At 63.9% G+C, this 19,972-nt stretch carries 12 protein-coding genes; 7 read left to right on the top strand and 5 right to left on the bottom strand.

Translation table 11 applies throughout. From position 1 onward, the window contains the following. Positions 1 to 12: 12 nt before the first annotated feature. The 3 genes from sufD to ADJ95_RS08230 all read right to left on the bottom strand — a co-directional run bounded on the left by sufD (position 13) and on the right by ADJ95_RS08230 (position 3,728). On the bottom strand, positions 13 to 1,287 hold the full coding sequence (gene sufD / locus ADJ95_RS08240; protein WP_049334151.1) for a Fe-S cluster assembly protein SufD: 1,275 nt from the start codon (positions 1,285 to 1,287) through the stop codon (positions 13 to 15). Next, a complete protein-coding gene (gene sufB, locus ADJ95_RS08235; RefSeq protein ID WP_049334150.1) occupies positions 1,287 to 2,744 on the bottom strand; it encodes a Fe-S cluster assembly protein SufB in 1,458 nt (485 codons plus the stop codon). Before sufB ends, sufD begins: the two co-directional genes overlap by 1 nt. Positions 2,745 to 2,828: 84 nt before the next feature. Next, positions 2,829 to 3,728 carry a helix-turn-helix transcriptional regulator gene (locus ADJ95_RS08230; protein WP_049334149.1) on the bottom strand — a complete coding sequence of 300 codons (900 nt, stop codon included), beginning with the start codon at positions 3,726 to 3,728 and terminating at the stop codon, positions 2,829 to 2,831. Positions 3,729 to 3,894: 166 nt separating this feature from the next. Here ADJ95_RS08230 and ADJ95_RS08225 point away from each other — a divergent pair, with 166 nt between their 5' ends. The 7 genes from ADJ95_RS08225 to ADJ95_RS08195 all read left to right on the top strand — a co-directional run bounded on the left by ADJ95_RS08225 (position 3,895) and on the right by ADJ95_RS08195 (position 13,757). Continuing rightward, on the top strand, positions 3,895 to 4,983 hold the full coding sequence (locus ADJ95_RS08225; protein WP_192830510.1) for an ABC transporter ATP-binding protein: 1,089 nt from the start codon (positions 3,895 to 3,897) through the stop codon (positions 4,981 to 4,983). Next, positions 4,980 to 5,837 carry an ABC transporter permease gene (locus tag ADJ95_RS08220; RefSeq protein WP_049334147.1) on the top strand — a complete coding sequence of 286 codons (858 nt, stop codon included), beginning with the start codon at positions 4,980 to 4,982 and terminating at the stop codon, positions 5,835 to 5,837. The genes ADJ95_RS08225 and ADJ95_RS08220 overlap by 4 nt, the downstream gene beginning before the upstream one ends. 728 nt (positions 5,838 to 6,565) lie before the next feature. Then, a complete protein-coding gene (gene tkt / locus ADJ95_RS08215) occupies positions 6,566 to 8,668 on the top strand; it encodes a transketolase (RefSeq protein ID WP_049334146.1) in 2,103 nt (700 codons plus the stop codon). Between the two features lie 146 nt (positions 8,669 to 8,814). Further along, entirely contained in the window at positions 8,815 to 9,918 is a 1,104-nt protein-coding gene (tal, locus tag ADJ95_RS08210; protein WP_049334145.1) for a transaldolase, read from the top strand. A gap of 215 nt (positions 9,919 to 10,133) precedes the next feature. Next, positions 10,134 to 11,681, top strand: coding sequence for a glucose-6-phosphate dehydrogenase (gene zwf, locus ADJ95_RS08205; RefSeq protein WP_049334144.1), 1,548 nt, complete (start codon positions 10,134 to 10,136; stop codon positions 11,679 to 11,681). Further along, complete coding sequence (locus ADJ95_RS08200; RefSeq protein WP_049334143.1) at positions 11,678 to 12,664, top strand: glucose-6-phosphate dehydrogenase assembly protein OpcA; 987 nt, start codon at positions 11,678 to 11,680, stop codon at positions 12,662 to 12,664. Before zwf ends, ADJ95_RS08200 begins: the two co-directional genes overlap by 4 nt. Further along, a complete protein-coding gene (locus tag ADJ95_RS08195; protein ID WP_049334142.1) occupies positions 12,657 to 13,757 on the top strand; it encodes a 6-phosphogluconolactonase in 1,101 nt (366 codons plus the stop codon). The genes ADJ95_RS08200 and ADJ95_RS08195 overlap by 8 nt, the downstream gene beginning before the upstream one ends. Before the next feature lie 94 nt (positions 13,758 to 13,851). Here ADJ95_RS08195 and ADJ95_RS08190 read toward each other — a convergent pair whose 3' ends face one another. After that, positions 13,852 to 16,497 (bottom strand): TerD family protein, encoded by a 2,646-nt coding sequence (locus ADJ95_RS08190; RefSeq protein ID WP_049334141.1) that lies wholly within the window; start codon positions 16,495 to 16,497, stop codon positions 13,852 to 13,854. A gap of 496 nt (positions 16,498 to 16,993) precedes the next feature. Then, complete coding sequence (locus ADJ95_RS08185) at positions 16,994 to 19,915, bottom strand: hypothetical protein (protein ID WP_049334140.1); 2,922 nt, start codon at positions 19,913 to 19,915, stop codon at positions 16,994 to 16,996. Positions 19,916 to 19,972: the final 57 nt, after the last annotated feature.

Below are 19,972 nucleotides of genomic sequence, written 5' to 3'. Positions count from 1 at the left end.
TCCTGGTAAAGCTTAGTTGTTGCTGAGTGCGAGCTCTGCCTCAAGGGCCTCGGTGAGCTGCTCTTCAAGTTCGGGAACGCGAATCTGCTGAATGACCTCGTTCAGGAAGCCGCGCACCACCAGACGGCGGGCCTCAGCCTCCGGAATACCGCGAGCCTGCAGGTACCACAGGTGCTGCTCATCGAGCTGGCCGGTGGTGGATGCGTGACCGGCGCCCTCAATCAGGCCGGTCTCAATCTCCAGGTTCGGCACGGAGTCGGCGCGGGGGCCAACTTCCAGCAGCAGGTTACGGTTCAGCTCGTAGGTGTCGGTGCCTTCAGCGTCCTTACCAATCAGAACGTCGCCAACCCACACCGAGTGTGCACCCTTACCCTGCAGCGCGCCCTTGTATGTCACGCGGGACTTGCAGTTGGGCACGGAGTGGTCCACGAACAGGCGGGACTCAATGTGCTGGCCGGCATCCACGAAGTACAGGCCGTACATTTCGGTCTCGGCGCCGGGGGCGGTGAACTTGGTCGAGGGGGTCACGCGCACCAGGTCGCCACCGAGGGAAACCACCACGTGCTTGAAGCGGGAGTTGCGGCCCAGCTTAGCGTACTGTGCGGAGGTGTGGATGGCGTCGTCAGCCCACTGCTGGACGGACACGACGTTCAGCTCAGCCTCGTCGTCCACCACGAACTCGATGTTCTGTGCGAGCACGGTGGAGCCGGTGTGGCGGATGACCACGACGGCCTTCGAGAAGGGCTTAGCCTCAATCACGATGTGCTGGGCGGCGGGCTCGTTGCCGGTGCCGTCGATATCAATCTCAACGTGCTCGGACAGCTCGGCCTCGGCGGGGATGGTCACCACGGTTGCCTCGGAGAAGCTGGACCAGGCGTTAGCCGCCACGCGATCCTCGGGAACACCGGCGGAGCCGATGCGCTCGTCCTCGCGGGAGACGGTCTCAACCTTGACCTGCTCGGGTGCGGTCACCTTCGGTGCCGGTGCGGTGCCGGTCAGCTTCTCCAGGTGCAGGCCACCCAGACGCTTCAGCGGGGTGAAGCGCCAATCCTCTTCACGGCCGGTCAGCGGAGCGAAGTCCTCCACGTTGTAGGAGGTCTTACGCTCGGCGCGGGATGCCTCCAGCACCTTCTGGATGTTGTTCGGGTTGGAGCCCTGGTGGTGTGCCTCGGTGGCACGGTACAGGGTGTCATCGTGGGCGAACTCGGTGGCGAGCTTCTCGCCCTCCTGGTCCATACCGGGGATGATCGGGGAGTGGTAACCCAGAGTTTCTTCGTTGGTCGGCATTAGCCCACAGATCCTTCCATCTGAAGTTCGATCAGGCGGTTCAGTTCGAGTGCGTACTCCATCGGCAGCTCGCGGGCAATAGGCTCAACGAAGCCGCGAACGATCATCGCCATTGCTTCTTCTTCGCTCAGGCCACGCTGCATCAGGTAGAACAGCTGGTCTTCAGAGACGCGGGAAACCGTCGCCTCGTGACCCATGGTCACATCGTCCTCGCGGACATCCACGTAGGGGTAGGTGTCGGAGCGGGAGATGGTGTCCACCAGCAGTGCGTCACAGACCACGGAGGACTTGGAGTGCTTAGCACCCTCACGAACCTGAACCAGGCCACGGTATGCGCTGCGGCCACCGTTACGTGCCACGGACTTCGACACGATGGTCGAGGAGGTGTTCGGTGCAATGTGAACCATCTTCGAACCGGTGTCCTGGTGCTGACCCTCGCCAGCGAACGCGATGGACAGGGTCTCACCCTTGGCGTGCTCGCCAACCATGTAGACGGCGGGGTACTTCTGGGTGACCTTCGAACCGATGTTGCCGTCCACCCATTCCATGGTGGCACCCTCGTGCGCAACCGCACGCTTGGTCACCAGGTTGTAGACGTTGTTCGACCAGTTCTGAATCGTGGTGTAGCGAACGCGGGCGTTCTTCTTCAGCACAATCTCAACCACTGCGGAGTGCAGGGAGTCGGACTTGTAGATGGGGGCGGTGCAGCCCTCAATGTAGTGAACGTAGGAGTCTTCGTCCGCAATAATCAGGGTGCGTTCGAACTGGCCCATGTTCTCAGTGTTAATGCGGAAGTACGCCTGCAGCGGGATCTCAACGTGAACTCCCGGGGGAACGTACACGAAGGAGCCACCGGACCATACGGCGGTATTCAGTGCGGAGAACTTGTTGTCACCAATCGGGATGATGGAGCCGAAGTATTCCTTGAACAGTTCGGGGTATTCGCGCAGACCGGTGTCGGTGTCGACAAAGATCACGCCCTGCTTCTCCAGGTCCTCACGGATCTGGTGGTACACGACCTCGGACTCGTACTGTGCAGCCACACCCGCGACGAGGGAGTTACGCTCCGCCTCGGGAATGCCCAGGCGCTCGTAGGTGGTGCGAATATCCTCGGGCAGTTCGTCCCAAGAAGCCGCCTGGCCCTCGGTCGAACGCACGAAGTACTTGATGTTGTCGAAGTCGATTTCGGAAAGATCCGCACCCCAGGTGGGCATGGGCTTACGCTCGAAGAACTTCAGCGCCTTCAGACGCATGTCCAGCATCCACTGGGGTTCGTTCTTCTTCGCGGAGATGTCACGCACGACGTCCTCGTCCAGGCCGCGCTTTGCTACCTGGCCTGCTTCGTCGGAGTCTGCCCAACCGTACTCGTAGTTACCAATGCCCTCGAGTTCGGGGTTCATCTCCAGGATCTCTGAAATGACGGTATCGTTGGCGTTCTGCCCAACTTTCTCAGTCATTACGGCCTTTCTTCGATGGTTATTACATTCTCTCCGCCACCTGCCGGATGCAGGCGCGGTAGTCCTTGGGGTTCGAGCCGCCGGCTAGACGCTCGGCTTCTCAGCCGGCGTGCCGTCATCGGGCTCGGTCGGCGTGGCTGGTTTCGTCGACTTCGCGTTCTCCGCCACGGTCTCTCGGTTCAGCGGCACGTGCGTGGTGCACACGTGCGCGCCCGAGGCCATCGTGGAGAGCCTGCGAACATCAACGCCCAGAAGATCAGAAATAATCCCGGTCTCCTGCTCACAGAAGACCTGGAAGTCTTCGGCCAGGTCGCGAACCGGGCAGTGGCCCTGGCACAGCTGGATACTCGCGAGGAAGTGCTCCGGCACGCTACGACCCACGGGAGGTTCGGTCACCTGCGCGGTGGCCACGAAACCGTCCCTGCTCATGGCCTCGGCGAGCGCCTTAGCTCGGGCGGCCACGTTGTCTCCGGCGGCTTCCACCACCGGGCGGTAGCGCGCCTCCATCTCGGCCGCGCGGGCGGAGGCGAAGGCCTCCAGCGCCCCGTCGCCGACGGTATCGCGTAGCATCTGCAGGGCGTTACGCGCGATGAGCAGGTAGTCGTTGCCGAGCCGCTCGTGCCCCTGCGGGGCAATCACATAGCGGCGGGCCGGGCGTCCGGCACCCGCGCCGTGCTTCTTAATGGGGGCGACCTCGATCATGTTGCTTGATTCGAGGGCGTCCAGATGGCGGCGGACCGCGGCGGGGGTCAGGCTGAGCAGCTCCCCCAGGCTTGCAGCGGATACCGGTCCGTGGTTAAGAACGCCGCGGAGCACGCGGTCCCGGGTGCGTTCCTCAGCCTCGGCCTTACGCTTGGATGTGCGTGCCGCGGAGGACTTTTTGGTGGAAGCACTACAAGAGCCCGACGCTGCACCTCGGGTGCTGCCTCGGGTCTGTGCCTCACGCTCGGAGGAGCGCTGAGATGTCTTGTTCACGGAATACACAAATAAAGTATGTCCTAATTGTTTTTTCTTTGGCTAGTTAGGTCTTCCTACTTGCTGACTTTTTTACCCGAAGCTGAATGTTAATCGTCTTAAAAATGTGTTGAGCACGTGAGGTAGTGCATAGAATATAGGGGTATATCACGCGAATAAATCGAAAGTTATGCCCATGGAGACCACCACCGCACGCGCGGACCGCTCAGAGGAGGCAGCCTCCTCCCCCACGGCGCGCAGGCTCACCGTCGCCGAAGAACCGGCGCTGAGCGTCAAGGACCTCATTAAAGAGTTCAAGCCCTCCCGAGCGTTCCGCAATAAGCACCCCGAACGACTCACCGCAAGCGGCTACTACCGCGCCGTCAACCGGGTGAATTTGCGTGTCTTCCCCGGCGAAGTGGTGGTTCTTCTCGGCGCGAACGGCGCAGGTAAGACTACGACCCTCGCCTGCGCCCAGGGCCTGCTCAAGCCCACCCGCGGTACCGTGCGCCTGCTCGGCGAGAACCCCCTCCTGGCAGACCCCGAGCTGCGCGCCAAGGTCGGCATCATGCTTCAGGACGGCGGCCTGCCCAACGCCATGCACCCCATCCCGCTGCTCGAGCACATCGCAAGCATGTACACCGACCCCTACCCGGTTGAAGAGCTCGCGCACCGCCTGGGTATCGACGCGTTCAACGGCACCACGATTCGGCGACTCTCGGGCGGTCAGAAGCAGCGCGTGGCGCTCGCGGCGGCCCTCATCGGCAAGCCGGACGTGCTCTTCCTCGACGAGCCCTCCGCGGGCCTGGACCCGCAATCGCGCAACGTCGTATTCGAAATTATTCGCGAACAGCGCGAGCGCGGCGTGGCCATCGTGCTCACCACGCACCTGATTGACGACGCACAGAAGCTTGCCGATTACGTGTACATCATCGAGGACGGCGCCACCGTGCAGGAGGGCACCGTTCCCGAGCTGATCGCTAACGACGGCACGAACCGCCTGCGCTACACCCTGGATGCTCCCACCCCCAGCCGCGAGGAGCTGCTCCCGGCGCACCTGCGGGCCGGTGTGAAACTCATCGAGACGGTCCCCTACGTTCCCGCCTCGGAGGAGCACCCGGCCGTGACCGGTGAGTACGAGCTCGTCGGTCCCCTGCGCGCGGAGCACCTGGCGGCCTTCACCGCGGCGCTGGCCGAACGCTACCTCATGCCAATTTCTCTCAAGATGGAACCGAAGACCCTCGAGGACGTCTTCCTCGATATTTCAGGACGTGATATTCGATGAGCCCCACCGCTTCTACCGACCGCGAGCAGAGCACGAGCGCTGCGGCGGACACCTCCGCCCGGGGCGTCGCCATCGACGAGGACGAGGAGTACATCCCGCCCCGCGCGAACTACCCGCTCGTGCGCGTGATTGAGCAGGGTCGTTACGAGACGATGGCGATGCTCCGCAACGGCGAGCAGCTGATGCTGAACATCATCTTCCCCGTCATGGCGCTTCTGGGCCTGCGCTTTACGGGCCTAATTGATGACTACGCACACTCGGTGGGGGTTTCGCGTATGGATGCGGCGGTCCCCGGCGTGCTGGCCCTCTGCGTCATCTCCACGGCGCTGTCGGGCCAGGGCATCGCAACGGGCTTCGACCGCCGCTACGGCGTGCTTCGCTTTCTGGCGACCACTCCCCTGGGCCGCAACGGCCTGATTCTGGGCAAGTGCATCGCCGTAGTGGTCGTACTGATTATCCAGTTCGTGCTCGTGGGCGTGGTCGGGTACGGCCTGGGTTGGCGTCCGGACGCCATCGCCCTCTCGCGAGCCTTCCTCACCCTGCTACTGGGTGCGGCGGCCTTTACGGCGCTGGGTCTGCTGATTGCCGGTACGGTGCGCGCGGAGGCGACCCTCGCGATTGTGAACATCGCCTGGGTGGTTCTGGCCGGCGCGGGCGGCGTGCTGTTCCCGCTCAGTTCCTTCCCCGATTGGTACGGCGCGATCGTGTCCTGGTTCCCCTCGGCGGCTCTGGGCGAGGCCCTGCGCGGCAACTTCATTCACCACCAGTGGATGGCGGACCCGCACTGGGTTCTGACGGTTTGGACCGTCATTCTCGGCCTGATTGCCTCGCGCAAGTTCAAGTGGTCCGACTAGCCTGACTGCGCCCCTTCGACCTGCGCTTCATGGCTGGTGCTTCACGACCGGTACTTCACCCGATGCCCCGCGGCTTTCGAATAATTCGAAAGCCGCGGGGCATCGCCGTATCCGGGTGCGGCTGTCAACAAGAGCTGCGAGCAAGAGTCCGCAAGCGGGTAGGGGGCAAGCCGTGAAACAGGCGCGGGGCAGATGGGGAGTTTCAGAGGCACCCGCGCAGCCAAACCCGATAGCCGGCGTTCGGGGTTAAAAAGAAAGCCCCCTCCTGCCGAACCACGAGTCCAACCACCACAGTTGGACTCCATCACGTTCATGTTCGGAGGAGGGGCTTTAATCACCGAGGGGCGGACCGACCCAACCACTGTCTCGGTCCGCAACCTTCCCGCTCAACCTTAACATGAGCTTTACCGCCCCTCAAAATCTCTTATAGCTGAAGGAAGCCCGCGCCGCACCGATTCCGTGCCGATTCGGCACCGCCTCAACGGTGCGCTCACCCGGCGCTCTCAGGCGGGCGGCGTTCCACCCTGTGAATGTACACACCCTCACATCAGATAGTGCGGCGGAGTGAACTATCCTTGTTAAACGAAAAGGACGCAACCAGCCTCCGGGGCACCCGCCGGAACGCACCGCGCGGAATAAACACCCCCGGGGTACCGTTACGCCCCATGGACAGGGCGTCAGCACCTAGCCGCTGGCGCATCCACTCACCCTTGCGAAAGGACACCCACGTGGCAGAAAACCTCCAGTGGACAGAAACCGATCAGCGAGCCGTTGACACCGCCCGCATCCTTGCCGCCGACGCCGTGGAGAAGGTCGGCTCCGGCCACCCCGGCACCGCGATGAGCCTGGCCCCGGTCGCCTACCTGCTGTTCCAGAAGGTCATGAACCAGGACCCGGCCGACGACCGCTGGGAAGGCCGCGACCGCTTTATCCTCTCCCCCGGCCACACCTCCCTGACCCTGTACACCCAGCTGTTCCTCGGCGGCTACGGCCTCGAGATGAAGGACCTGGAGGAGCTACGCACCTGGGGTGCCCTCACCCCCGGCCACCCCGAGTACAAGCACACCAAGGGTGTTGAAATCACCACCGGTCCGCTCGGCCAGGGCCTGGCCTCCGCCGTTGGTTTCGCCTACGCACAGCGTCGTATGCGCGGCATGTTCGACCCCGAGGCTGCCCCGGGCACCTCCCCCTTCGACCACCACATCTACGTCATCGCCTCCGAGGGTGACGTGCAGGAGGGCGTGACCGCCGAAGCCAGCGCGCTCGCGGGCCACCAGGAGCTCGGCAACCTGATTGTCGTCTGGGACCGCAACCACATCTCCATTGAGGAAGACACCGACGTCGCCTTCACCGAGGACGTGGCCAAGCGCTACGAGTCCTACGGCTGGGACGTTCAGCGCGTGGATTGGACCCGCACCGGCGAGTACGTCGAGGACGTCGCCGAGCTGTACACCGCCATCGAGCGCGCGAAGGCCGTCACCGACAAGCCCTCGTTCATCGAGCTGCGCACCATCATCGGCTACCCCGCACCGCACAAGCAGAACACCGGCGCCGTGCACGGCTCCAAGCTCGGTGTCGAGGAAGTTGCCGCCACCAAGGAGGTGCTCGGCTTCGACCCCGCCAAGAGCTTCTTTATCGAGGAGAACGTCCTGGCGCACACCCGTCAGCTGCGCGAGCGCGGTGCCGCAGCTCACAAGGCCTGGGACGAAAAGTTCGAGGCCTGGGCCAAGGCCAATCCCGAGCGCGCCGCACTGTACAACCGCCTGGTCGCGGGCGAGCTGCCCGCCGACTACAAGGCCGCCTTCCCCGTGTTCGAGGCCGGCACCTCCGTGGCAACCCGCGCGGCATCCGGCACCGTCATTAACGCTATCGCCGAGACCTTCCCCGAGCTGTGGGGCGGCTCCGCCGACCTCGCCGGTTCGAACCTGACCACCATCAAGGGTGCGGATTCCTTCAACCCGGTATCGCGCAGCACCGAAGACTGGACCGGCAACCCCTACGGTCGCGTGCTGCACTTCGGTATTCGCGAGCAGGCCGCCGCAGCGATCGTGAACGGCATCGTGCTCTCCTCGCCGACCCGCGCGTTCTCGGGCACCTTCTTCGTGTTCTCCGACTACCAGCGTCCGGCGGTTCGCCTCTCGGCTCTGATGGGCGTTCCCTCGCTGTACGTGTGGACCCACGACTCCATCGGTGTGGGCGAGGATGGCCCGACCCACCAGCCCATCGAGCACCTCTCCTCTCTGCGCGCTATCCCCGGCTTCGACGTGGTTCGCCCCGCGGACGCTAACGAAACCGCTATCGCATGGCGCACCATCCTGGAGAAGACGGATCGCCCCGCGGGCCTCGTGCTCTCCCGCCAGAACCTGCCCGTCTGGGCTCGTGAGGATGTACACCCCGACGCCGAGGGCGAGAAGTTCGCCTCCGCAGAGGGCACCGCACGCGGCGGCTACATCATGGCTGACACCGAGGGCACCCCGGACGTCATCCTGATCGCCACCGGTTCCGAGGTTGAGCTGGCCGTCCAGGCTCGCGCAACCCTCGCCGAGCAGGGCATCGCGGCTCGCGTGGTTTCCATGCCTTCGCGCGAGTGGTTCGCTGAGCAGAGCGAGGAGTACCGCGAGTCGGTTCTGCCCTCCTCCGTGGCAGCGCGTGTCTCCGTCGAGGCTGGCCTGGCCATGAGCTGGTACGACCTGCTCGGCACCGCTGGCCGCGCCGTGTCCATCGAGCACTTCGGTGCATCCGCCGATGCGAAGACCCTGTACCGCGAGTTCGGCGTGACCGCCGAGGCCGTCGTGGAGGCCGCTAAGGAATCCATCGCCGCCGCCAAGTAAGCGATACTCGTACCTCCGGAACGCAACGGTTCCGGGAGGCTCGACGCGAACAATCCGGGCGCCCCGCTACGAGGGGCGCCCGGGCCCGCTATCGCGTCCCTCCAATACTTTTTCATTTCCTCATTCAAGAATCGAAGGTTTTATCCATGTCTGAGTCCACTCAGAAGCTTTCCGACGCCGGTGTCTCCATCTGGCTTGACGACCTCTCCCGCGAGCGCCTGACCAGCGGCAACCTCGCCGAGCTCATCAAGACCCACAACGTGGTCGGCGTGACCACCAACCCCACCATCTTCGCTGGCGCGCTCTCCAAGGGTGCCGCATACGCCGAGCAGATGCGTGAGCTGGCCGCCGCCGGTGCCGACGTCGAGGAAGCCGTCTTCGCCGCAACCTGCGACGACGTGCGCAACGCCTGCGACGTGTTCGAACCCATCTACAAGTCCTCCAACGGTTTTGACGGCCGCGTCTCCATCGAGGTTGACCCCCGCCTGGCACGCGACGCCGAGGGCACCGCAAAGATGGCGCGTGAGCTCTACGAGCGCGTGGGCCGCGAAAACGTCATGATCAAGATCCCCGCAACCAAGGAAGGTCTGCGCCCCATCGCTGAGACCCTGGCTGCAGGCATCAGCGTGAACGTGACCCTGATTTTCTCCCTGACCCGCTACCGCGAGGTCATCAACGCCTACATGCTCGGCCTGGAGCAGGCGCTGGAGAACGGCAAGGACCTGTCCACCATCCACTCGGTCGCGTCCTTCTTCGTCTCCCGCGTGGACACCGAGGTTGACGGCCGCCTGGAGGCTATCGGCGGCGACGCCCTTGAGCTCAAGGGCAAGGCCGGTCTGGCCAACGCACGCCTCGCCTACGAGGTCTTCGAGGAAATGTTCTCCACCGAGCGCTGGGCTCGCCTGCAGGCACACGGCGCGAACGTGCAGCGTCCGCTGTGGGCCTCCACCGGCGTGAAGGACCCCTCGCTGCCCGATACCCTCTACGTGACCGGCCTGGTGGCACCGAACACCGTGAACACTATGCCCGAGGCAACTCTGAACGCCGTTGCCGACCACGGCGAGATTACCGGCAACACCATCGTTCCGAACTACTCCGAGTCGAACAAGGTTCTGGACGCCATCGCCGAGCGCGGCATCTCCTACACCGAGGTCGTCGAGAAGCTCGAGACCGAGGGCCTGTCCAAGTTCGATGTCTCCTGGGAAGAGCTGCTACAGACCGTCCGCGAGGCACTCGACAACGCTCGCTAAGACGTTGGTCGTCTCCTTCGTGAGGCGGCCGGATGCACTCCCCTAATCCGCCGGGTTCCGCCGTGGGATCCGACGGATTAGGGCGGCCCCCAGCTGACGAACCCAAAACGGTACAATACTGGGTACACACCTTCCACGATGCGGCATCGCCTCCGCGCGATATGGTACGAACCGCGCGCCGCACGAACCAACCAAGGCAATCAAAGGAATATATTGTGACTAACGGTCATGAAGCGAACCCCCTCAGGGATACTCGCGACCGCCGCATTACCCGCATTGCGGGGCCGTCCGCGCTCGTCTTCTTTGGCGTAACCGGTGACCTGGCCCGCAAGAAGCTGCTTCCGGCAGTGTATGACCTCATGAACCGCGGTTTGCTCCCCCCGAGCTTCGGCCTCGTCGGCTTCGGCCGCCGCCCCTGGAGCAATGACGACTTCCGCGCTTACGTGCGTGAATCTGTTGAGGCAAACGCCCGTACCCCCTTCCGTGAGGATGTGTGGAACCAGTTCCAGCAGGGCATGCGATTTGTTGAAGGTGCCTTCGACGACGACGCATCCTATGAACAGCTCAAGAGCACCCTCGCCGAACTCGATGAGCGTGGCGCCCACGGCAACCACGCCTTCTACCTGTCGATTCCCCCGAAGGCATTCGAGCAGGTTCTCACCAAGCTCGCTGAACACGACCTCGCATCCCGCGATGCCGACACCGTCAACCCCGTCGACGGTTGGCGCCGCGTGGTCATCGAGAAGCCCTTCGGTCACGACCTGAAGAGCGCGCGCGAGCTGAACTCCATCGTGGAGGCGGTCTTCCCGCCCGACGCCGTGTTCCGCATCGACCACTACCTGGGTAAGGAAACCGTTCAGAACATTCTGGCGATGCGTTTCTCCAACCAGATGTTCGAGCCGCTCTGGAACTCCCACTACGTGGACCACGTGCAGATCACGATGGCCGAGGACATCGGCATCGGCTCCCGCGCAGGCTACTACGACGGCGTGGGTGCGGCCCGCGACGTCATTCAGAACCACCTGCTGCAGCTGCTCGCCCTCACCGCAATGGAAGAGCCCCTCAGCCTGGACGCCAAGCACCTGCGCGCCGAAAAGGCGAAGGTCCTCGAGGCCGTGCGCATCGACGACCTGCCGAACTCTTTCGCGGTCGGACAGTACTCCGCAGGCTACCAGGGCGGCGAGCACGTCAACGGCTTCTTCGACGAGAAGGACATTCCCGCCGATTCCCGCACCGAAACCTTCGCCGCGCTGAAGCTCTCCATCGCCAACCGCCGCTGGGAAGGCACCCCCTTCTACCTGCGCGCCGGCAAGCGTCTGGGCCGTCGAGTCACCGAGATTGCCGTGATTTTCAAGAAGCCCGCACGCTCGCTCTTTGGTGAAATCGAGAACGCGCATGTCGGTCAGAACGCCATCGTGATTCGCGTGCAGCCCGACGAGGGCATGACCATTCGCTTCTCCGCGAAGGTTCCCGGCACCCAGATGGAAATCCGCGACGTGAACATGGACTTCGGCTACGGCCACTCCTTCACCGAGGAATCCCCCGAGGCCTACGAACGCCTCATCCTGGACGTGCTGCTCGGTGAGCCGCCGCTGTTCCCCCGCCACGAAGAGGTCGAGCTCTCCTGGAAGATTCTCGATCCCTTCGAAGAGTACTGGGAAGAACACCACATTAAGCCCGAACCCTACGAGTCCGGTTCGTGGGGTCCGCGTTCGGCAGACGAAATGCTCGAACGCGACAACCGCGCTTGGAGGCGCCCGTGATTTCGCATCTGCACCACACCACCGTTTCCGCCATCAACAAGGAACTGAGCCAGCTGCGCGCCAACAACGGCAGCCTCAGCAGCGGACGTGTGCTCACCCTCGTTGTGCTCGCCGAGAAGGGCCACTCCCGCGAAGCAATGCACGCGGCGATTCGCACCTCCCACGAGCATCCGAGCCGCATCATCGTGCACATCTCGCACGACCCGCTCGACCCCGACCAGCTGGACGCCGAAATCCACCTCGGCGGCGACACCGGCGCATCCGAGATGATTGTTCTGCGCGGCTGGGGTAGCGCATCCCGCCCGACCGAAGCACTAATCTCCGGTCTGCTGCTGCCGGACTCCCCCATCGTGGTCTGGTGGCCGCACTCGGTGCCCGAGAACCCCGCCAAGGATTCGATTGGTCGCATCGCCCAGCGCCGCATCACCGATTCTGCGCGTGCGGCGGACCCGAAGGCCACCCTGACTCACCTGGCCGAGGTGTACCGCGCCGGCGACACCGACCTGGCTTGGACCCGCCTCACCCTGTGGCGTACTCAGCTGGCCGCGCTCCTGGAGCAGATGCCCGCCTCCCCCGTGCGCCGTGTAGTCGTGTGGGGTTCGGGCAAGTCTCCGTCCGTGGTTCTGCTCGGTACCTGGCTCGGTTGGATGCTCAACGCACCCGTGCACCTGGCCACCATCGGTGCGGCAAACCGCGGCCTGTACCGCGTCAGCATTGAGCGCGAGGACGGTTCGGTGACCATGTTCCGCCCCGGCGTGTCCGTGGCGACCATTTCCACCCCGTACGCTCCGGATCAGCAGATTGCCCTGCCGGTACGCACCCTGGCGGAGTGCATCTCTGAGGAGCTGCGCCGCCTCGACCCGGACGACACTTACGGCGACGTGCTGAAGCAGGCGCTGCGCACCGTCACCCTCGTGGACGACACCTGCCAGCCCGAAGACACTCTAAACCTCGAAGAATACCCGGAGGTGTTCGATGCCTAAGATTCAGAACATGGGTTCCTCCACCCCCGTCCTGGTGGCGCACCCGACCCGCGAGGCCCTCGCCGCGGATGCGGTGACCCGCATTCTCGACATCATTGAGCACGTGCTCTCTGAGCGCACGATTGCCCATATTTCGCTGACCGGCGGCACGATGGGTATCGCCACTTTGAAGGCGTGGGCTGAGAACGAGCGCGTGAAGGATATCGACTGGTCGCGCGTGCATTTCTGGTTCTCGGACGAGCGTTTCGTGCCCGAGCGTAGCCCCGAACGTAATGACGGTCAGGCTATTGAGGCGCTACTCGCTCCCCTGCTGTCGCACGGCCTGGTTGTGGGCAATGTACACCGCATGGGTCCATCCGATATTTTCACCGGCCTGGAAGCAGCCGCTGAGCACTACGCCTTTGAGATGCGTGATTACGCCGGTTCTGCACCGGCTGTGAGCGTGCAGATGCCCGAGGGCGCAACCGAATTGCCGCTGGCTGGCGGTCACGGTGGCGGCGCAGGTCACGAACACGGCGGCTCCGGCGGCTGTGGTTGTGGTGGCGGCGGTTGTGGTTCTTCCGCACCCGAGCAGTCCCTCGAAGAGACCACTCTCGAAGACTTTGACGCTGCCGCTGAGGCTGCCGAGTCCGCCGGTGGTTGCGGATGCGGCGGCGGCGGTTGCTGCGGTGGTGGCGGTGGCCAGTGGCCCGCACCGGTCTTCGACATCACCCTGCTGGGCATGGGCCCGGACGGCCACATCGCTTCCCTGTTCCCGGGCCGTAAGCAGGTTCTGCTGGGTACCGGCCTGCCGGAGGATCCGGTTGAGGGCGGTAAGGCCGTGACCGTGATGGTTTCTGACTCGCCGAAGCCCCCGGCTGAGCGCGTGTCGGTGACCCTGCCGATTATCAATAACTCCCGCAACGTCTTCTTCCTCATCACCGGTGAGGATAAGCAGGATGCGACCAGCCGCCTACTGGCTGGCGCGAAGCTGGACGCTGAGGACCTGAACGCGGAGCTGCTGCTGGAAACCCCGGCGGTGGGTGCGCGCGGTAAGAAGCAGACCCTGATTTTTGCAACTGAGGAGTCGCTGGCTCCCGAGAACCGCCCGTAAGGTTCGGTTCTGGTTCGGTTCTGAACTGCATCAACAAAAGGGTGGAGCCCGGATAGGTGACTATCCGGGGCTCCACCCTTTTCTATGCCGCGCGCTACTGCTCAGGGGCGGCAGGATTCTGCGGCTCCTGTTCCTGGGCTTCCTCTGCTTCGCTCTCGAAGCCCACGTAAAGTGCCGCCAGCGAGGGAACCGTCGCCTCCAGCACCTGCTGCGCCTCCTCTGCGGTCGGGGCGAGCTTCGCGCCGGTCAGACGCAGGTACTCGCGCACCGTCATGGGCTGCGCCCAGTCGAAGTGCTCACGCACGGCGGTGATGTTCGCGCCGGACTGCAACACGTTAATGCCGCGGGCAAGACCGATGTCCGTCACCTTCACGATGGCGTCAGTCTCCTCCGGGATGTCGTACGGGTCGCGGTTCTGCAGGTCCACGATAAACGGCAACACGCCACGGCTCTCAGCGCGCAAGGTGAACTTGGTGTGCACCTGGCTCACCTCGTGCACCTCACCCACGCCCACGGCGGGCACCAGCATGAAGCCCGCCTGCAGGTCGTTCACCGCGTCCAGGGTGTGTGCCTCCCCGAAACCGGAGTACAGCTGCACCACCGGCACGAGGTAGCACACCTCCGCCTTGAGCGCCTTGCGTGCCTCAATGTCGATGTACTCCCAGGCGCCGCCGGTACCGTCCGTAATGTCACCGGAGTGGTGCGCGTAAATGGCGCCCTGGCTGTTCTTAGCGGTCTGCGACCAGTAGCTGATCTTGTCCATGTAGTTGCCTTCGGCATCGAACATCATCAGCGACAGGTCAATGTCCACGCCCTCATCCCAGAAGCAGAAGAGGCGAATCACGCCGGTGGGCGGCAGGTGCACCGTGGAGGTGTTGTAGCGGCCCATGCCGTCCAGGGAGGGGCGGGCGCTGCGGGTGTTCAGCGGCATGATCGTATCGCCCACCTGCTCGGGCAGGTAGATGCTGGTCTCGGCAAGGCGGCCGGACAGACCAATCTCAACCAGGCGTTCCAGCAGGTCAAGCACCGCTGGGCTGTACTCGCGCGCCGGAATCATGGTGGCGATGCCGGTCTTGGACAGGTTCATGCGCTGCGGGGCGGCAGGCTCAGCCTTCCGAGCGGACGCCGCGCGGCGCTCCTCACGCTGGCTCGTAGAGGGGTCGGAACCGACCGGGATAGAACGCATCGGGTTCTCCGGCCCGGAATTATCCCCGAAGAACGAGCCCAGCGGATTCGGAATGCCCGCGTTCTGCATGATGTTCTGAACCCTGGCGACGCCCTCCGGGTTGCGGCGCGCGTAGTCGGCGAGCTCCCGGTCCTCCTGCACCGCCACGGGGTTGGCGGGGCGTTCCTTCGGCGGATTCGCGAGCGCGTTACGCTGCAGGGTCACCAGGTTGCGAATCTGCACCAGGATGGGCGCGGAAACGCGCGGCGCCACGGCGGCGAACGCGTCAAAGATGATCTGCTGGCCGGGGCTCGGTGCGGTATCGATGCCGTAGCGGGGCGCTTCGAAAGCATCCAGGGCGCGCACCAGCTGGCGTGCAAACACGCCGGGGCGGGTCGAGAGCAGACGTGCCACGTTCTGCGCATCCCGAGTTGCGTAGGCGCGGTCTACCAGCGACTCGAAGCTGTACACCTCGCCGCGGTACAGGTCGTCAGCCCAGCGGCTCAGCGCGGTCAGCGACGGGTAGTCGCCGGGGTGAATCGCCTTGACGAGGCGCTTGTACATTTCGGCGCCGGGCGCACTGTCGTAGCGGGCGCCAACTGGGTCAGCCTCCAGCACCCGGTTGAGCAGGTGTGCGATGCGGGTGCGTTCGCTGCGGCGCAGCTTCAGGCGCGGTGCGATGCTCAGGCTCAGGTCCCCCACCGTGCCATTGAAACGCAGGCGCGAGTAGGCGGCGGCGAGGGCGAGCGCCTCCTTCATGGTGCGCAGGTGCGCGGCGTCTTCGGGGTGCAGGCAGGCGGCGATGAACACGCGGTTTTCGCGGCTGGTGTTCTCCGGTCGAGCTGCCGGCAGAGCGTCATGCTGGGCGAGGAAACGGCGCAGCGCCACAAGGTCGCGCTGGTCGGTCTGGTTGTACGCCTGCTGCTGACCGAGTAGCTGCTGGTAGAGTGCACCCGCCATAATTAGGGCGTTCTGCACGCCGCTGACCATCTGCAGGGGTCGGCGATTGCGTTCCATGCTCGTGAAGTTGGCGCGGCTCATCGGCTGCTGCCACTCGTAGGGCACGTAGTTCTCGGGCAGACCGCCAACGATGCGCTCGGTGCCGTCCGGGTTGTAGTACGGGTTGGAGAGGTAGTGCATGATCTGCTCGGTGTAGCGCTGCTCTTCGGGGAGCGCCAGGGCGCGCAGATCAAAGTCGCGGCTGAACACGCGGCCGGGACGGTACCCGTACTCGTAGGACCAGATGGTCAAGAACAGGGCAAATTCGTTGGCGCTGACCTTCAGCGCCTGGGCGAGGGATTCCTCGCTGAGGGTCAGGCCGCAATTGCTCAGGGCGGACACTCGCCCCAGGTCGGTGTCGAATACGCCGGCCTGGTGCCGCTCATTAATGCTCGAGTAGTTCGAGCGGTAGTAGGGGTCGTACAGGTCGGTGAAGACGTACACGCCGTAGCGGCGCATCAGGATGAGGCGCACGAGGGGGCTGAGACCCTCGGGGGCTTCACCCTGAAGGTAGGCGGACTCGTTGAGGTAGGGTGATTCCTGCAGGTAGGGGGATGCGTCGTAGGGGGTAGTCACGGGTCGTCCTTTCCGTTGGTCTCACCCGACTGTCACCGTCGGTGGTGTGCGGCTATGTTCTTATCGTAGCGGCGTGGGCGCGGGTTGTCGCTGGGTTTGGTCATCGGTGACCTGTGGGGTAAATATTCGCGGGGAGCAGCCGACCGTTACGTATCGCGGAGCCGGGGCGGTGTTTATCCGCCGAGTGCTTGTCCATCAGCCGCTTATCTGTCGGTCGCTTATCCTGCCGGCCGCGCGGGAACGGGGGTTAAAAGAAAAATGGCGGGAAGCTAAGAATCCGACAAATATAAGAAAAAGATATTTCAGAAAGTAGGACTCTTCATGATCCGCCATTACCTATAGAGTACTCCCGCCCCGTGACGGCGGTCAAACCGTTTCGTCACGGGGCGGTGAGTGGGGTTGGGTGCACGAGGGTCCGTGCACGAGGTTGGGTACACGGGGTTGCGCGCATAGGAGCGCAGTACGGGGTGCTCCCCTATGACTCCCCTGCCGTGAACTACCCTTCAGCGCCAGCCGGTGAGGTGCCTCCACCCGAGGTGTTCCCGCCCAGCAGGGCGAGCGCGGCTTCGCGGGCGACAAGCGCCTCCTCCGTCACGCGCGGGGTCACCGCAGCCAGGGCACGCAGGCTCTTCGCCAGCACCGTGGAGCCCTTCATTTTCGGCTCCAGGACGGCGGGGATCTCAACCGGCGTGCCGTACAGTTCGGCAAGCTCCACCGCCAGGCGCACATAATCGCCGCCCTTCGTCAGCCCACCAACCATCGGCAACAGCAGGCGCAGAACCTGCAGCACACGCCAACCCGCCAGCGGACTAATAGCCGACACCTCACGCAGGGTCGCCACCAGGCGGTTCGGAAGGACTATCCCGTCCTCCAGAGCCCACTTCAGGGTCTCCGCGAAGGTGGATGCGTCCAGCAGGCCCGCCTCAAAGAGTGCCGCAATGGCCTCTGCCGCCGCCAGACGGTACTCAGGGTTCTTCGCGCTCGCCACATAGCCGAGCAGGGCGCAGGAGGGGGCGCCTACCTGCACGGTGGACTCCCTCAGCGCGCGCATGAGTACGGGAACGGGGGTGACGGTCTTCTCCTCAATGCACTCCGAAGCGGCAAACAGGAAGTATGCAGAGAGCAGGTCCGGGTTATTCTGAAGCAGCCAGGACGCCCATTCGGTAAGCGCCGTCATGAAGTCGCCCTGCCAGCCGTACGATTCAGAAGCATTCGGCAAAAAGGTGAAGGGAATGAACGCGGTGTTCAGCACCTCGTAGGCGATGGCCTCCTCGGGGCTCATGCCAGCGGTTGCGTGGCTCAGCGCCTCGCGCGCCTCATCCACGGTATCCACGATATCGCTCTCGACCTGCCACATCGGTTCATGACGAACAAAGTCGGCGGCAACAAATTTTCCGGTGGGTTCTCCCGCTTGGCTAGCTTTACGGTATTCCTCAACCTTGCTGTCATTAAGGCCGGAATAGTAGAGGCTCCAGGGGATATCCAGGGCAGAAACAGTGCGATAAGTCCAGTCGCTGTAGGTAAGCTGACGGGCGGGTAGTGGTGCGCTCAGCAGACGCACCGTGCGTCCTTCCGTGTGGTACTCTCCCCCGGCGGCGACGGCACGCATCTGTTCCCGGAAAATCTCGTGGAGGTCACGGTAACCCTTCAACGGCTTGTAGTCAGCATTCCAGAGATGGTGTTTATTCTGAATAGTCAGACGTATCATCTCTTCCTTGCTCAGGAGCGCGTTACTCGGGCGAGTTCGTGCAACCATCTCACTACGGTCGGAATACTGCAGGAGCGGCGTGAGCTCGGGTAGCTCCCATGACTCGTATCCCGCGGCCTCGGCGTTAGCTTTCAATACTGCGCGGAGAACAGGCATGTACGCAACGTTGTTGTAGTAATATTCGCTGGAAATCTTGCGCAGGGTACGAAGCTGTTGCTGTTCCGCCGGTGCCAGCTTGTCGGTCGCGGCAAAGTGGTAAAGACGCGCCAGGTTCTCACCAGTAGCGCGGGGGCTCTTCTCCCCCGCCACACGGCCGGAGGTGGTGTTCGATTCCTCGATCAGCAGGGCGCAGAACTCGTCCAGATCCGCAATGGGGGTGAACGGCTCATGGCGCGGGGTACCGGGCAACAGCACCGGCGGCACCTCTACGGAGGCGCCCGCCGCCTCCGCCTCTTCCGCCTGGGGTAGACGATCTTCGGGTAGGCAGGCTTCCGCGGCACCGCGCAACTCCAGGGGTAGCACCTCGTAGGCTTCGAGGACGCGGTCAGCAACATAGTTGGCGAGCGCCAGCTGCTCGGCGGTTTGCGCCTTCTTGCGCTTGGCTTTGCTCACGCCAGCGTACTGGGTGGCAATGAGCTTGAGCAGGCGCAGGGCGCCGCGCTGAATCTTCTTTTCGGTGCGGTAGAGGTTCGCGCCGAGTGCGTCGATGAGCTGTTCCAGGTCGAGCTGCTCGAGGGGCTGTAGGTCGGGGGTCTTCTGCAGGGCGGCGGGTGCGCAGGCTTTGAGCACGTTCTGCAACATGGTCTGAGCGAATCCGACGGAGGCGCTGGGCTCTGCGGTGAGGACAGCCATGAGCTGTGCGAAGCGGGCCCGGTTTTCTGCGTCGGTGGGTTGCAGGTCGGTGTAGACGGAGTGGAACGCAGCCGAGTTGAAGGCGCTGAAATCGCTGGTCAGGCCACGTAGCAGGGCGTCCAGGATTTCGTCGCGAATGTCGAAGTATTCGCCCATGAGGCGGCAGAGTTCCGCGCTTTCGCCCATGTAGTTGCCGTAGCCCTTGAAGAGCACCCCTTCGGTGCGGAAGACAGCCCAAAACTCCTGGTCGAGCAGGGTCATGTCACGGGTGAAGAAGGTCTTGAGCTGGGCGTGATTACTGGCGCTGCCCTTCTTCACGCAGGGTAGGGCCTCGTGCAGGAAAAGGACCAGGTATTCGGGGGCATCGCAGCTCAGGTTACGGGCACGAAGCAGCATGTAGCAGGTTTCCCAGATCTTCTTCGAGCGCGCCCAAGAGTTCGGCAGGCCCTCAATGAAACGCAGAATCCACTCGTCGGGGCGTTCGGTGGCGCCGAGCAGGAACGCGTTAATCAGCTGCTGGTCGGGTTTACCTTCCCAGAGTAGGGTGCGCATGGCGCGACCGGCGGAACGGTGGTATTCCCACGGGTCGCCGTCGGGGGTGCGCACGAGCGCCCCGGCAACGTAGGCGGCGAGCGGGGTGCGGTTAATGTGGTCGCTACCGATGACGCTCTTGGGGGTGAGGGTTCGGGCGAGGGAGGCACGCTCCTCCTCAGTGGCGCCGCTGATGACGGCGTGGTATTCCTGCACGTCAGTTGATTCTGCCGCGATGAGGGCTTTGAGGGCGGCGCGGCGCTCTTCGAGGGTGCGCTCACCTGCGCTGTGCTCGTTAGGGTTATGCGGCTGGGCGGTATCAGTCATTGGTACCTGCTTTCGGAGTTGATGGTGAATGGTTGTGACAAGTTAGAGGGACGGGGC

This window comes from Rothia mucilaginosa (assembly GCF_001061665.1).
GTDB classification, from domain to species: domain Bacteria; phylum Actinomycetota; class Actinomycetes; order Actinomycetales; family Micrococcaceae; genus Rothia; species Rothia mucilaginosa_A.
The sequence above is the reverse complement of the archived record's forward strand: the minus strand, read 5'-3'. Positions and strand labels throughout refer to the sequence as shown.

Coding starts and splice junctions, on each gene's coding strand:
- sufD (WP_049334151.1), bottom strand. CDS start 1,287: ATGCCGACCAACGAAGAAACTCTGGGTTACCACTCCCCGATCATCCCC.
- sufB (WP_049334150.1), bottom strand. CDS start 2,744: ATGACTGAGAAAGTTGGGCAGAACGCCAACGATACCGTCATTTCAGAG.
- ADJ95_RS08225 (WP_192830510.1), top strand. CDS start 3,895: ATGGAGACCACCACCGCACGCGCGGACCGCTCAGAGGAGGCAGCCTCC.
- ADJ95_RS08220 (WP_049334147.1), top strand. CDS start 4,980: ATGAGCCCCACCGCTTCTACCGACCGCGAGCAGAGCACGAGCGCTGCG.
- tal (WP_049334145.1), top strand. CDS start 8,815: ATGTCTGAGTCCACTCAGAAGCTTTCCGACGCCGGTGTCTCCATCTGG.
- ADJ95_RS08195 (WP_049334142.1), top strand. CDS start 12,657: ATGCCTAAGATTCAGAACATGGGTTCCTCCACCCCCGTCCTGGTGGCG.
- ADJ95_RS08185 (WP_049334140.1), bottom strand. CDS start 19,915: ATGACTGATACCGCCCAGCCGCATAACCCTAACGAGCACAGCGCAGGT.